Annotated in this window: 15 protein-coding genes; 1 reads left to right on the top strand and 14 read right to left on the bottom strand. The window is 66.4% G+C overall.

Annotation, left to right across the window (positions count from 1 at the left end):
* Positions 1-13: 13 nt before the first annotated feature.
* The 6 genes from R5H30_RS20420 to glpD are packed head-to-tail and all read right to left on the bottom strand — an operon-like array spanning position 14 to position 5,890.
* The gene (locus R5H30_RS20420; RefSeq protein ID WP_318330548.1) at positions 14-343 is read right to left on the bottom strand and encodes an SH3 domain-containing protein; all 330 of its coding nucleotides are present in this window, start codon (positions 341-343) and stop codon (positions 14-16) included.
* The gene (locus tag R5H30_RS20415; protein WP_318330546.1) at positions 343-1,230 is read right to left on the bottom strand and encodes a carbohydrate ABC transporter permease; all 888 of its coding nucleotides are present in this window, start codon (positions 1,228-1,230) and stop codon (positions 343-345) included. The genes R5H30_RS20420 and R5H30_RS20415 overlap by 1 nt, the downstream gene beginning before the upstream one ends.
* Positions 1,230-2,102 (bottom strand): carbohydrate ABC transporter permease, encoded by an 873-nt coding sequence (locus R5H30_RS20410; RefSeq protein ID WP_318330544.1) that lies wholly within the window; start codon positions 2,100-2,102, stop codon positions 1,230-1,232. The genes R5H30_RS20415 and R5H30_RS20410 overlap by 1 nt, the downstream gene beginning before the upstream one ends.
* Entirely contained in the window at positions 2,102-3,187 is a 1,086-nt protein-coding gene (locus R5H30_RS20405; RefSeq protein ID WP_318330540.1) for an ABC transporter ATP-binding protein, read from the bottom strand. The genes R5H30_RS20410 and R5H30_RS20405 overlap by 1 nt, the downstream gene beginning before the upstream one ends.
* The gene (locus tag R5H30_RS20400) at positions 3,187-4,275 is read right to left on the bottom strand and encodes an ABC transporter ATP-binding protein (RefSeq protein ID WP_318330534.1); all 1,089 of its coding nucleotides are present in this window, start codon (positions 4,273-4,275) and stop codon (positions 3,187-3,189) included. The genes R5H30_RS20405 and R5H30_RS20400 overlap by 1 nt, the downstream gene beginning before the upstream one ends.
* Positions 4,276-4,285: 10 nt before the next feature.
* Positions 4,286-5,890 (bottom strand): glycerol-3-phosphate dehydrogenase, encoded by a 1,605-nt coding sequence (glpD, locus tag R5H30_RS20395; RefSeq protein ID WP_318330531.1) that lies wholly within the window; start codon positions 5,888-5,890, stop codon positions 4,286-4,288.
* A 242-nt stretch (positions 5,891-6,132) separates the two neighbouring features.
* On the opposite strand from glpD, the gene R5H30_RS20390 reads away from it, so the two are divergent.
* A complete protein-coding gene (locus R5H30_RS20390; RefSeq protein ID WP_318330530.1) occupies positions 6,133-6,894 on the top strand; it encodes a DeoR/GlpR family DNA-binding transcription regulator in 762 nt (253 codons plus the stop codon).
* A 1-nt stretch (position 6,895) separates the two neighbouring features.
* Here the strand turns inward: R5H30_RS20390 and R5H30_RS20385 are convergent, their stop codons facing one another.
* From R5H30_RS20385 to R5H30_RS20350, 8 genes are all read right to left on the bottom strand, one after another.
* A complete protein-coding gene (locus R5H30_RS20385) occupies positions 6,896-8,338 on the bottom strand; it encodes a PAS domain-containing sensor histidine kinase (protein ID WP_318330529.1) in 1,443 nt (480 codons plus the stop codon).
* 6 nt (positions 8,339-8,344) lie between these two features.
* Positions 8,345-9,379: an adenylate/guanylate cyclase domain-containing protein gene (locus R5H30_RS20380; RefSeq protein ID WP_318330528.1), complete on the bottom strand. Its 1,035-nt coding sequence runs from the start codon at positions 9,377-9,379 to the stop codon at positions 8,345-8,347.
* On the bottom strand, positions 9,369-9,740 hold the full coding sequence (locus tag R5H30_RS20375; RefSeq protein ID WP_318330527.1) for a group I truncated hemoglobin: 372 nt from the start codon (positions 9,738-9,740) through the stop codon (positions 9,369-9,371). Before R5H30_RS20375 ends, R5H30_RS20380 begins: the two co-directional genes overlap by 11 nt.
* Before the next feature lie 119 nt (positions 9,741-9,859).
* Entirely contained in the window at positions 9,860-11,035 is a 1,176-nt protein-coding gene (locus tag R5H30_RS20370; RefSeq protein WP_318330526.1) for an NAD(P)/FAD-dependent oxidoreductase, read from the bottom strand.
* Between the two features lie 12 nt (positions 11,036-11,047).
* A complete protein-coding gene (locus R5H30_RS20365) occupies positions 11,048-12,292 on the bottom strand; it encodes a flavin-containing monooxygenase (RefSeq protein ID WP_318330523.1) in 1,245 nt (414 codons plus the stop codon).
* Between the two features lie 25 nt (positions 12,293-12,317).
* Positions 12,318-12,464: a hypothetical protein gene (locus R5H30_RS20360; RefSeq protein WP_318330521.1), complete on the bottom strand. Its 147-nt coding sequence runs from the start codon at positions 12,462-12,464 to the stop codon at positions 12,318-12,320.
* 63 nt (positions 12,465-12,527) lie between these two features.
* Entirely contained in the window at positions 12,528-13,109 is a 582-nt protein-coding gene (locus R5H30_RS20355) for an OsmC family protein (RefSeq protein WP_318330520.1), read from the bottom strand.
* A 677-nt stretch (positions 13,110-13,786) separates the two neighbouring features.
* A partial coding sequence (locus R5H30_RS20350) for a glutaredoxin domain-containing protein (protein WP_318330519.1) occupies positions 13,787-14,235 on the bottom strand: 449 nt, incomplete at its 5' end.

Below are 14,235 nucleotides of genomic sequence, written 5' to 3'. Positions count from 1 at the left end.
CTGAACTCCTCCCCTACGGATAGAACTGGCACCAGGCGTCGTAGATCCAGCCGCGGAACTTCGCCTCCCGCCCGCCGATTGCGCCGTTCTCGACATAAAGCCAGCGGCCCGCCGGCGGCGCGGCAAGATAGGCCGCGTCGCCGTTGCGCAGGCTGCCGATCTGGGCGTGGTCGCTGCCCGGTCCGGCGCGCAGGGCCAGAAACCCGTCGCCGTTGGGATCGAGCCCCTGGACGAGGCAGCCGGTTTCCATCGCCGCCCGATTGCTCGGCACAAGGATCTGTTGCGCGCTCGCCGGTGCGGCCATCAGCGCGACAAGGGCGAGCGAAGCCAGTTGCCGCTTCATCACACCCTCCCCAAGGCGAAGCCCTTGGCGATGTAGTTGCGGACGAAGTAGATCACGAGCGCACCCGGAACGATCGTCAGCACGCCCGCGGCGGCCAGCACGCCCCAGTCGAGGCCGGAGGCGGACACCGTGCGGGTCATGGTGGCCGCGATCGGCTTTGCGTTCACGCTGGTCAGCGTGCGCGACAGCAGCAGCTCGACCCAGGAGAACATGAAGCAGAAGAACGCCGCGACGCCGATGCCGCTGGCAATCAGGGGCATGAAGATCCGCACGAAGAACCGCCCGAAGCTGTAGCCGTCGATGTAGGCCGTCTCGTCGATCTCTTTCGGCACGCCGCGCATGAAGCCTTCGAGGATCCAGACCGCAAGCGGCACGTTGAAAAGGCAATGCGCCAGTGCCACGGCGATATGCGTGTCGAAAAGACCGACCGAGGAATAAAGCTGAAAGAACGGCAGCGCGAAGACCGCCGGCGGGGCCATGCGGTTGGTCAGCAGCCAGAAGAACAGGTGCTTGTCGCCCATGAAGCTGTAGCGGCTGAAGGCGTAGGCCGCGGGCAGTGCCACGGCGAGGCTGATGACCGTGTTCATCACCACGTAGATCAGCGAGTTGACGTAGCCCATGTACCAGGACGGATCGGTCAGGATCTTCGCATAATTGGCGAAGGTCAGGTTCTGCGGCCAGAGGCTGAACCCGCCGAGAATCTCGGCATTGGTCTTCAGGCTCATGTTCAGCAGCCAGTAGATCGGCAGCAGCAGGAACAGCAGGTAGAGCACCATGACCACGGCGGATCCGTTGACGGGAAGCCGCCGCCGCGACCCGGTCTTCGCCGGCGCGCGATCCGTCACCTTGCCCGGGATGCCGTCGGAATGAACGGTGGTATCGGTCATCAGACGCCGTCCCTTTTGTCGAGGTTGGTCATCACCGTGTAGAAGACCCACGAGATCAGCAGGATCACGAGAAAGTACATGATCGAGAAGGCCGCGGCGGGGCCGAGGTCGAACTGCCCCAGCGCCATCTTGACGAGGTCGATCGACAGGAAGGTCGTCGCGTTGCCCGGCCCGCCCCCGGTGACCACGAAGGGCTCGGTGTAGATCATGAAGCTGTCCATGAACCGCAGCAGGATCGCGATCATCAGCACGCCGGCCATCTTCGGCAGTTCGATGTAGCGGAACACTTTCCAACGGCTCGCCTGGTCGATCTTTGCGGCCTGGTAGTAGGCGTCGGGGATCGACTGAAGTCCGGCATAGGCAAGAAGCGCCACCAGCGACGTCCAGTGCCAGACGTCCATCACGATCACGGTGATCCAGGCGGCGAGGATGTCCTGCGTGTAGTTGTAGGAGATCCCCATCGCATCGAGCGTGTGACCCAGAAGCCCGATGTCGACGCGCCCGAAGATCTGCCAGATCGTGCCGACCACGTTCCACGGGATCAGAAGCGGCAGCGACATCAGCACCAGGCAGACCGAGGCCCAGAAGCCGCGCTTGGGCATGTTCAGCGCCACGAAGATGCCCAGCGGCACCTCGATGGCGAGAATGATCGCCGAGAAGACCAGCTGCCGCCAGAGCGCGTCCCACATCCGCTCGGATTCGAGCATCTCCTTGAACCACTCGAGCCCGGTCCAGAAGAAGACGTTGTTCCCGAAGGTGTCCTGCACGGAGTAGTTCACGACGGTCATGAGCGGGATGACGGCCGAGAAGGCGACCAGCACCAGCACCGGCAGAACGAGGAACCAGGCTTTCTGGTTGACGGTCTTGTTCATCAGGCGGCCTCCCCTTCGGCGCGCACGCGCCAGTCGTCTGCATAGACGTTGATGCCCTTGGGATCGAAGGTGATGCGCGTGGCGTCGGCCTCGACCCGTGCGCCCTCGGCGGCGATGGCGTTGACCGGCTGGCCCGCGACGTCGAGGCGGATGATCTTGTGCCGGCCCACGTCCTCGACGCGCGTGACCTTGGCCGGCAATCCGTTGGGATCGTCGCCGAGCCGGATGAATTCGGGGCGCACGCCGATCTGGACCTTGCCGCCTTCCGGACTGTAGCCGCGCCCCAGCTCGACGGTGGCCCCTGCCACACGCGCCTCGTGGCCCGCGATCTCGGCATCGAAGACATTCATCCCCGGCGAGCCGATGAAGTATCCCACGAAAGTATGCGCCGGCCGCTCGAAAAGCTCCTGCGGCGTCCCGATCTGCACCACGCGCCCGTCGTACATGACGACGACCTTGTCGGCGAAGGTCAGCGCCTCGGTCTGGTCGTGAGTCACGTAGATCATCGTGTGCCCGAAGTCGTTGTGCAGCTGCTTGAGCTGGGTCCTGAGTTCCCACTTCATATGCGGGTCGATCACGGTCAGCGGTTCGTCGAACAGCAGCGCGTTCACGTCCTCGCGCACCATGCCGCGCCCGAGGCTGATCTTCTGCTTGGCATCCGCCGTCAGCCCGCGCGCCTTGCGGTCAAGCTCGGCCTCCATGCCGATCATCTGCGCGATTTGCTGCACGCGGCCGGCGACATAGCCCGCGTCGGCACCGCGGTTGCGCAATGGAAAGGCGAGATTGTCGCGCACGGTCATCGTGTCGTAGACCACCGGGAACTGGAACACCTGCGCGATGTTGCGCTCGGCCGTGGGTGCGTCGGTCACGTCGACATCGTCGAAGAGAATCCGGCCCTGCGACGGCCGCAACAGGCCAGAGATGATGTTGAGAAGCGTGGTCTTGCCGCAGCCCGAAGCGCCGAGCAGCGCATAGGCCTCGCCATCGACCCAGTCGTGGTTGAGTTCCTTGAGCGCGTAGTCAGCTTCGCCCTTGGGGTTCGGCAGGTAGGAATGCGCGAGATTGTCGAGCGTGATCTTGGCCATCAGGCGGCCTCCGCATAAGGCGCGGCCGACACCAGCGACCCGTCCGGCTTGAAAAGGTAGACGAAGGCGGGGTCCAGATAGACCGTCAGGGTCTGTCCCGGTTTCAGGCTTTGCACCCCATGCACCAGCCCGACCCAGCGGGCGTCGTGATAGTCGAGATGCACGAAGGTCTCGGACCCGGTGATCTCGGTCACGCCGAGGCGCGCATCGAAACTCATCACGCCGGGGCTGTCGCTGTGAAGCTCCAGATGGTTCGGCCGGAAGCCCGCCGTATAGTCTCCGTCCGCGAGTCCCTGCATCGAAGCCGGCACCGGCACCGAACGGTCGCCCCCGAAGGTCAGCCGGTCGCCGCGCTTGGTGATCTCGAGAAAGTTCATCGGCGGGTCCGAGAACACCCGCGCGGTGGTCGCGTTCACCGGCTTACGATAGACCGACGGCGTCGGGCCGAACTGCGTCACCCGGCCTTCCCAGAGCGTCGCGGTGTTGCCGCCCAGCAGCAGCGCCTCTTCGGGTTCGGTCGTAGCGTAGACGAAGATCGCGCCGGATTTCTCGAAGATGCGGGGAATCTCAGCGCGCAGTTCCTCGCGCAGCTTGTAGTCGAGGTTGGCCAGCGGCTCGTCGAGAAGCACCAGCCCGGCGTTTTTGACCAGCGCCCGTGCCAGCGCGCAGCGCTGCTGCTGTCCGCCCGAAAGCTCCAGCGGCTTGCGGTCGAGCATCGGGCTAAGTTTCATCAGCTCCGCCGTCTCGCGCACCGCCCGGTCGATCTCGTCGCGCGACTGGCCCATCAGCTTCATCGGCGAGGCGATGTTCTCGTAGACCGTCATCGAGGGGTAGTTGATGAACTGCTGGTAGACCATCGCCACCTTGCGGTCCTGCACGCGCATGCCCGTCACGTCCTCGCCGTTCCAGAAAACGCTGCCGGTGGTCGGCACGTCGAGCCCGGCCATCAACCGCATCAGCGAGGTCTTGCCCGCCAGCGTCGGCCCGAGCAGCACGTTCATCGTGCCGTTCTGCAGCTCGAGATCGGTGGGGTGGATATGCACCTGCCCGCCGACCGATTTCGACACGCCCTTGAGTTGCAGCGTCATTCCAAGCCCCCTATTCCGCCGCCCGTTCGAGCGCCGCGCGGCGCCGTGCCTGCATCCAAGCGTCGAGATCCGCGACCTGTTCCTTGCTCAGCCGCAGACCCAGCTTGCTGCGGCGCCACACCACGTCCTCGGCGCGCTGCGCGTATTCACGGTCCATCAGCCAGGTCACTTCCCGCTCGGTCAAAGTCGCTCCGAAGTCGCGCCCGAGGTCCTTCAGGTCGTTAACGCCGGACAACATCTCGCGACTTTGCGTACCATAGGCCCGAACCAGCCTCAGCGCCCAGCGCCGATCGAGATACTCGTGCTCGTCGCGCAACTGTGCAACCAGCGTGTCGACACCGGACACCTCGAAATCGCCGCCCGGAAGGGGCACTTCGGCGGTCCAGTGGCCGGGCATGTCCTTGAAATAGGGCGCAATCCTGTCCATCGCGTCTTCGGCGAGCTTGCGGTAGGTGGTGATCTTGCCGCCGAAGATGTTCAGGATCGGCGGACCATCACGGTCGTCGACCTTGAGCGTGTAGTCGCGCGTGGCTGCCGTCGCGCTGCTGGCCCCGTCGTCGTAGAGCGGACGCACGCCGGAATAGGTCCAGACGATATCGTCGGTGCTGATGTCCTGCTTGAAGTAGCCGTTGGCGAAATCGACGAGGTATTTCTGTTCCTCGGGCGTGCAGACCGGCTGTACGTCAGGATCCTTGTGTTCGGCGTCGGTGGTGCCGATCAGGGTGAAGTCGGTCTCGTAGGGGATCGCGAAGATGATGCGCCCGTCCGCACCCTGGAAAAAGTAGCACTTGTCGTGATCGTAGAGCCGCGGCGTGACGATGTGGCTGCCGCGCACGAGGCGCACTCCCTCGTTCGAGCGCACCCGCACCTTGCCGTGGATGATGTCGCCGACCCAGGGCCCGCCCGCGTTGACCAGCATCCTGGCACGCAGCACGGTTTCGGCGCCGGTCTCGGTGTCGCGCAGCTGAACGTTCCAGTGATCGCCCGCGCGCTCGGCCCGCTCCAGCTTGGTGCGCACCATGATGCGCGCGCCGCGGTCTTCCGCGTCCCGTGCATTCAACACCACGAGCCGCGAATCCTCGATCCAGCAATCGGAATACTCGAACGCCTTCTCGAACCGATCCTCGAGCGGCGCACCTTCCGGCGTGTCGCGCAGATCGACCGTCGTCGTTCCCGGCAGCAGCCTGCGGCCCCCGAGCGTGTCGTAAAGATAGAGGCCGAAGCGGATCATCCACGCCGGGCGGCGGCCTTTCATCCACGGCATCACCCGGCTTAAAAGGCGCGAGGCGGGCGTATCGCCTTCAAAGCGCATGTCCGGGTGATAGGGCAGCACGAAGCGCATCGGCCACGAGATATGCGGCATCGCCTTCAGCAGCACTTCGCGCTCGGCCAGCGCGTGCCGCACGAGGTTGATCTCGAAATACTCGAGATACCGCAGGCCACCGTGAAACAGCTTGGTCGACGCCGAGGAGGTTGCGGAGGCAAGGTCGTTCATCTCGACAAGCGCCACGCTCAGTCCCCGACCCGCCGCGTCGCGGGCAATGCCGCAGCCGTTGATGCCGCCGCCGATGACGAACAGGTCGTAGCTGTCTGGCGCGGATGGCGCGTGCGGCACGAGACCCCTCCCCGGTCGGATGTGCGTGGTGCGCCGACATGGTTAAGGACCGGTCCGGCATTAGGCAAGCGGAATTTTCGTTTATGTTCGCTTTGGCGCTCAGTTCACCGGATCGCGCGAGAAAATGGTAGCCATTATGCGGTATTCGGGCATTATCTGCCGAAACGCACATAAACGAACCCTTGGCGCTTGCGATTCTTTCGCAGGCGCAGAAACTACAGGTGAAGGGAGGGTAGCGCCCGATGTCGCAGACCTTTCGGCATCCCGAGATCCTCGAAACGGCCCGCCGGCTGGGCAAGGTCACCGTCGAAGGGCTTGCCGAGCAGTTCGGCGTCACCCTCCAGACGATCCGGCGCGACCTGACCGAACTGGCGGACGCCGGCAAGCTCGAGCGCGTGCATGGCGGAGCCGTGCTGCCCTCGGGCACCACGAACATCGTCTACGAGGAACGCCGCACGCTCAACCAGGAGGGCAAGCAGGCCATTGCGCGGGCCTGCGCCCGGGACATCCCGGACGGCTGCTCGCTGTTTCTGAACATCGGCACCAGCACCGAGGCGGTGGCCCGCGAACTGCTGCATCACCGCGATCTGCTGGTGGTGACCAACAACATGAACGTGGCCAACATCCTGGTCGCCAATTCAGACTGCCAGACCATCCTGACCGGCGGGACGCTTCGACGCACCGACGGCGGTCTCATCGGCACGCTGACCATCGACACGATTCGCAAATTCAAGTTCGACCTCGCCGTCATCGGATGTTCGGCGCTCGACACCGAGGGCGACCTGCTCGATTTCGACATCCAGGAGGTCGGGGTGAGCCAGACCATCATCGCCCAGTCACGCCGCACCTTTCTTGTCGCCGATCACTCCAAGTTCAAGCGCAGCGCCCCCGCCCGCATCACGTCGATGTCCGAGATCGACACCTTCTACACCGACGAAGCCCTGCCGCCTCCGCTGCCGGAGCGTTGCGAAGGCTGGGAAACCACGGTGATCGTCGGCGGCTAGCTCATAGTCGGGCCACGGGCAGGGTCAGGACGAAGCGCGCGCCGGCCTGCTGTCCGGGGTCGAGGTGAATCTCGCCGCCATGCGCTGCCACGACGCGGTGACAGAAGGCAAGTCCGACACCGGTCCCCTTGCCGACCTCCTTGGTGGTGAAGAGCGGATCGAAGATGCGGCGCGCGATCTGCTCGGGAACGCCGGGACCGTTGTCCGAGACGCTGACGGCGACCACATCGCCCTGCATCCCCGCCGTGACCGTCACCGCGTCGCCGATGCCGCTGTCCGCGATCGCATGAACCGCGTTGGTCAGCAGGTTGATGGCGACCTGCGACACCTGGACCTCGTCGACCATCACCTCGGCCAGAACCGGAGGCAGCTCGACCGACAGGGTGATGCCGGCTGGCCCGGCCAGCGGCTGCACGGTGTCCACCGCCAGGTCCAGCAGACCGGCCAGCGCGGTCGGGCGCGGATCGAGCGGTTCCTGCCGGGCCATCGAAAGGAACGAACGCACGATGCGAACGCAGCGATCCGCCGCCGTGCCGATCTTGCCGATGCGCGGGGCATGCGCGGACCCCTCGAGATCCTCGTGCAGGAACTCGGCATTGCCCACGATCACCGACAGCGGGTTGTTGAGTTCGTGCGCGACTCCGGCCAGCAACTCGCCCAAGGCCGACATCTTCTCGGCCTGGAATACCTGCGCGCGCTGTCGGGCCAGTTCGGCCTGCACGGCAAGCCGCGCGCTCAGATCCTCCATGTCCGACACGATCACCTCTTCGCCGCCATAGTCGATGAGGCGCGCGGAGATACCGGCGGGAAACTCGCTCCCGTCGCCGCGAACTCCGGTCACGCGCATGTCATCGACCCGGCCGTCCGGCAGCAGTGCGGTGATGAAATCCGCGCGCTCCTCGCGCCGTGCGAAATGCGAGAAGCTGCTCTTGGCCAACCCAAGCAGGGCCGAGGCTGCCGGCGAGCGGTAGATGATCTGCCCGTCGCCAACGCGCGACATGGTCAGGCATGCGGGACTGGCATCGAGCACCTTGGTCAGCAGTTCCTCGAGATCGTGCTGCGCATCGCCCTCTGCGCCCTCCGAAGGGACCTGTGACTGGACCAGCACGAAACCGCCGCCGGGGCTTGGCGAAAGCTGCAGCGTGTGCGCATGTCCGCGCCCGGTCTCGACCCGCAGGTGCCGCATCGCCTCCGGGCCCTCGAGCATGTCAGCCTCGATCACGGCAAGCGCTTTGCAGGTGTCATCGGGCAGCGCCGCGCGATGCGCCGCCTCGCGCAGCAACACGTCCCAGGACAGTCCAGGCGACAAGAGGTCGGCGAGACCCGGGTTCATGGTGCGGAAGGCGCGGTTCACGCGCAGCAGGGCGCCCGCGTCGTCGAACAGCGCCACCCCTTCGCCGAGCGTATCGAGCGTATGCGCAAGCAGCGGATCGAGACCGGACACCGTGTCTTACTGGCCGCCCGGTCCGGCGACGGATCCATGCTGCGCCAGCGTGAGCGCGCAGGCATCGTCGCCGGCCGGAGCGCGGTCGAACCCTTCGTCGAGCAGCGCCGCGTGGTCCCGGTCGGCCAGAAGCGTCATCGGAGCCGCCCTTGCCCGTAGCGTCAGCGCGCGCGTCACCGCCGGCCCGAAAACGTCGTAGATGTAGCGCTTGACGCCCACCACCGAGCCTACGACCGAACCCGATGCAACTCCGATCCGTGCCTGCCAGCGGATCGCGTGGCTTTCGTTGCGCCGCTCGAGGTAGCGCAGGTAGCGGATAGCCGAATTGGCGACCGCCGATGCGTGATCGGCGACCGGATCGGGCACGCCTGCGACCGCGACATAGCTGTCGCCGTGGGTACGGATGCGCTGGCAGCCGAACTGCTCGCCGATACGGTCGAAGGCGCCGTAGAGGTCGTTGAGCTCGCTCACGATCACGCCCGGGTCGTGATCGGCGAGCATCGCGTCGAACCCAGCAAAATCGAGGGTCAGGACCGAAACCGGCGCGAAGTGGCGCGGGGCGACGATACCGAAGGACTTGTATTCCTCGTAGGCGGCGCGCGGCATCATGTCGAGCAGCAGCTTTTCCACCTGCTCCTTCTCGCGCTTGATCTCGAAGGTGTTGCGCTCGACCATCACCGAGTAGCTGTCGATCATCGACTCCAGCTCCTTGATCCGGGTGATGTTCTGACAGACCAGCACCGCGATCCGCGCCCCCGCCTCCTCGGCGCGGTTGAACTCGGTCGCGACGGTCATCCGGCGCCGGCGCAGCTTGAACGAGACCTCGGCCGAATGCCGCCCCTCAGCTTCGAGCCCGGCGCGCATGGCCGTGATGTCGAGCGTCGGCAGCAGGTCCTGTAGCGTGGCCGTGGGGCCGTTCGAGGCGAACCATTCGTCGAAGGTGTCGTTGCGATAGACCAGCACGAGGCTGTCGATGTCCACCAGCGCCACGCCGACGCCGATGGCGCGCAGCAGCTGCTCATTGATCGCTTCAATGGACATCCGCGGCCCCGACCAGCAGAGGGCGGCGCGCCTCGAAGGCGGCCAGAACGGTCTCGATATCGCCGGCATCGACGTCGAATTCCTCGAGCGTCTGCCGGACAAGCTCCTTCAGCCGGTCGAAATGCAGGTCGTTCACCTCCAGATGGCGGTGCGCGCGTTCGATATGCCCGTCCGAAAAGGAGGCGGGTCCGCCCATGAGCGAGGACACGAACTTGGTCTGGTGGTCGATCAGTTTCGGCATGTCCACGTCGTCAAAAAACGGGCCGACGTCGTCGTCGTCGAGCAGCTTGTCGTAAAGCGACATGATGATCCGGCTGACGGTCGAGAAGCCGCCATACTTGTCGAAGAGCGATTTTTCCATCTGGCCTTCCCCACTTGCCGCCGGATTTCCCGCCAATCGTGGCAGCAGAAACCCGATCTGGCAACAATCCCGCCGGGCTGTCCTGCCGGCGGGATCGTCTCCGCGTTGTGCCGCCGCCGTCACGCGGCGATCCTGGTCTCGGCCTGGCGCGTCGCCATCCAGTCCTGTTCCTGCTTCATCACCGTGTTGAGCCGCATGTGCAGCGCCTGCAGGTCGGGCAGGGACCAACCGAAGCCCGCGATCTCGTCGGAGATATCGAAAAGCTCGGTCGACAGGGCGTCGCGGTCGCGCTGGTAGGCCTGCAGCGCCTGCCCGGTTCCGGCCAGGACGGCCTCCGCAAGGCTCTCGGCATCGCGTAACGCATCGGTGATCCCGTGAGCGGTCAGCGGATCCTTGAAGTAGCCCGCATCGCCCACCAGCGCCCATCCCGGGCCCTGGCACTGCCGCATGTGGCCGTTTTGCCCGGCGAACAGCGTCACCTCCGAGGTCCGGCGCGCCGGGCGCATCATGTCGGCAAAGACAGGCTCCTCGTCGGCGAGGATCGCCGCCACCGGGTCCTCGGCCAGAACGCCGCGCACGTCGCTGTTGAACCGCTCCATCGGCAGGGCGACGAATACGCAATGCGCGCCATCGTTTGTCGGGATCTTGCCGGCCGCGAAACGCGGCAGGTAAAGCCAGTGCGAGCCGGTGTCCTCGATGCCTTCGTAGTAGGCGTAGGCGCAGGCGATCCGGTTGCGCGACACGAGGTTCGTCCGGGCCTCGACACGCCGGGCGACGCTCGACCGGCGGCCATCGGCACCGATCACGATGTCCGCCGAGACCTCGATGCGGCCGAACCGGCTCGATGCGAGCACCGCGCCACGGACGCGGCCCTGCGCATCGCGCAGCACGTCGCGGAACGAGATGCCGAAGCAAAGCTCGGCCCCGGCGGCGCGTGCGGCGGCGACGAGCGCCGCGTCCAGTACCGTGCGGCGCGGCGCGTAGAGCGCGTCGACACCATGCGAGGGCTTGATGTCGAGCGGGATCTGCTGCGCGCCATACTGGAAGGTCGTGCGCCGGATGGCAGGCGTTCCCGCGGCCACGATCCCGGGCAGCACGCCCCAGCGGTCGAGTTGCATTACCGCGCCGCGCATCAGCGCGTGGGTGGACATGGTGTCCGAGCCTTCCTCGGCCCAGTCGACCACCAGCACGCGCTGCCCCGCACGGGCCAGAAGCATCGCGGTGGCGGCACCCGCGCAGCGGGCGCCGACGATGATCGCGTCGTAATGATCGTTCGAAAATACCTTGGTCTGCATTGTCTTGTCCTTTCAGGCCGCCCGGCTGGCGATATGTCCCAGGTGCCGGGCGATACGGGTTGAAATGAAGTCCGCGTCGCGACCGACGCCGTCGATGAAAGTTGAATTTCGGTGCCGCATGAACGGCAGGCCGAGGGTGAAGAGGCCCGGAACCGGCGTGACCCCGCCGCGCTGACGGATTTCGCCGTGAGCGTCGAAGACGGGTGCGTCGAGCCACGGGTAGGCGCGCCGGTACCCGGTGGCCCAGATCACGCTGCGCACGCCGGCGCGGACGAGGTCGATCTCGGCGGCGATTGCCGGAACGGTCAGCGGCGCGGGACGGTGTGCGGCGGGTGCATCAAGGCCCTGTCCGGCGATGAAGCCGTCGATCCGGTCGAGCAGGCGGGTGCGGCGCAGCTCGGCCGCCGCCACCGACGTGGCAAGGTCGCCCGCGAAGGAGATGCGGCGTCCCGCTCCGGACAGCGCGCGACCGGCAAGCCTCACACCGCTTGCCGCAAGCGCCCCGAGGTCGAGGGTCCGCGGCTCGGGGCCGCCGACCAGCTGGAACGACGGGTGCCGCGCGGTCCGCGCCTGCGGGACGTCGCGGCGCCGGGGGTCGTCGAGAAACCCGCAGGCATCGAGCCAGCCCATGATGTCGCGCGCCCGGTAGCGGCGCGGCAGTGGCACGTGGCTGCCCACGGCCAGCGTCACCTCGCGGCCGGCCCGCGCAAGCTCGTCCGCCAACTGGACACCGGTGGCCGAGGCCCCGACGACCAGCACCCCGCCCGCCGCGACCTGGCGCGGGGACTTGTAGGTGCTCGGGGTGATCTGCGCGATGGACGTGTCGAGCGCCGCCGCAAAGCCCGGCACGCGGGGCCGGTCACAGGCGCCGCTGGCAACGACGACGCAACGCGCGCGCCAGGTCCCGCGTCCGGTCACGATGGCAAAGCCGCCGGCACAGGGTGCGACCGAGAACACCTCGGCCCCGGTGACGACCGGTGCGGCGGATGCAGCCCCATAGGCCTCGAGCATCGTCACCACGGCACTCTTGTGCATGAACCCGTCCGGGTCCCGGTCCGTGCCGGCGCGCCCCGGGAGCCGTGTCAGGCGGTTCGGGGTCAAAAGGTGCAGCGAATCCCAGCGCTCGTCGCGCCATCTCTGGCCGATGACGCCACGCTCGAGAACCACGTGGTCGATCCCGCACCGGCCCAGGCAATGGCTCATCGCGAGCCCGGCTTGCCCAGCGCCGATGATGATCACGTCTGTCCTGGAAGTCATCGGTCCCATCCCTTGTGTTGCGATGTCAGAAAGGCAGATCCGTGCGTCCCGGCTCGGGGTCGCGGTACGGATCGGTGTCGAGCGGCGCGCGAAGGGACGCCGCGGCGTGCGGGGCACGCAGGCCGGCCATGTCCCGGCGGGCCTTGCGGTTGCTTCTGGAAAAACGTGCCATGTCTGAAATGTCCTGTTGAAAAAGGCGGTTGGGTGACCGGCGGAGTGATCCCCGCCGGTCGGGTCAGGCTGCGACGTCGACATCGACGGTCGTGCCGTTGGTCAGCATGTCGAGCACGGCGGAACGCGCCATCGACTGGTGGACGATCTTCTCGAGAACCTCGCGCGGCGCGTCGCCGTCGATCTCGAACCGGGCGCGAATGGCGCTGAAGCCGTTGCGCACCGTCTTGTCGATCCCGAGGATGCCTTGCAGGTCGGCGTCGCCCTCGACCGTGCCCTTGACCGACCGGAGCGTGACCTGGCGGGCCGAGGCGATGTTTCCGATGCCGGCAGTAATGCAGGAGGCAAGTGCCGCCAGCAGGTATTCTCCCGGCGTCGGCCCGTGGTCCGCGCCGCACAGCACCGCGGGGTGATCGGCTTCGACGACGAACTCGCCGGCCTCGCGGGCATGTTCGCCGCCCGCGCCCGCGTAGTCGTTGATGCGCGTGCGGCTGTAGGTGCCGGCCGCCCATTCCGATCTGGCGCGGAAGGTGAATTGCGCCAGCGCGGGCTGTTCGGCTACGGCGCCGATCGTGGCGAGCAGCGTCGGCACGTTCACTCCGTTCATCGCGATCTTGGCGGGCCGGTTCATCGTGTCTGTGGTCATGTTCTCGTTCCTTGAATGCGTGGTCTGCGGTGTGCCGGACCGGAGGGGCGAGGCCCGTCGTCCCGGTGACACGGGTTTACGCAGCCCGTGTTTCAGCCCGACGCCGCGACGCCGCCTTAGGGGTTTCAAATGTTTCGGGTGTGTTTCCGCGACTGCGCGCGCGGCAGGCCTGGAAATGCAAAAGCCCCCGCGACAAGGTCGCAGGGGCTCTGGGTACTCAAACGTTATACTCTGTAACTTGTGCGGACCTCCGTGGGGACGAGGCACCGCCTGAAATCCGGGGACCGGGCTTTTCGATCTCGGTGCGGGGGCTCCGACCCTGCTCCGCCTCCAAGGCGGCGCGTGATCGGCACACGGCGAAATCTGAGACCCTGGTGAACGAGCTCGCTGAAACTGCGTGCCGTCCGGCTTTGCGGGTCTGCCTTGTCCTTCATGTCAACACGCCGGGTATCTGTTGGTTCCGGGCATCGACAGAAAAAATGTCGTCTCTCTGCCCGAGCGGGCATCGTGCACCGTGTCGAGGGCGCCCGCTGCTTCGGGCGACCGCCTATTCCGCTACGCGGACGCTTCGAGGTTCCGGCTTGGAACAATCCGTGCTGTCGCTTTTGCCCCGCGTTCGGACAAAGATCGCGGCGGATCCGGCAACACTGACCGGAGCCGCCGCGTTTCGCCGCCGATCATCCCGCCTTGCGCGGGTGCAGCCAGGCCGGAAGCAGGGCGTAGGCATCGGCGGGCAGATTTCCCCCGACGCCCGCGCCGCAACCGTGCAGCGCCTCCAGCAGGGATCCGCCGTTGCAGGCGTCGAAGGTTTCGGTCGCGCCGCCGACGTAATTGCCGCCGACAAAGACCTGCGGGATCGTCGGAACGCCCGTGATCTCCAGCAGCGCGGCGCGCAGCGCAGCGCCTTCGCCGCTCTTCTGCATTTCGGCGGTGTCGAGATCGACCGACAGATAATCGATCCCGGCCCGGTCGAAGAGCTTGCGCACCGACCAGCAGAACTCGCACCATTCCAGCGAGAAGACGACGACGCGGTTATCGGCCACGATCTTTTCGATCCGTGCCCTGGCCTCCGGCTGCGCGGCGGCCTGCGCAGGCGTCGCCTGCGCAGGCGCCGCGATGTCGAACC

It is taken from the genome of Roseobacter sp. FCG-D35 (assembly GCF_033436665.1).
Classification (GTDB): Bacteria; Pseudomonadota; Alphaproteobacteria; order Rhodobacterales; family Rhodobacteraceae; genus JAWQFO01.
This window is presented reverse-complemented; position numbering and strand designations above follow the sequence as displayed.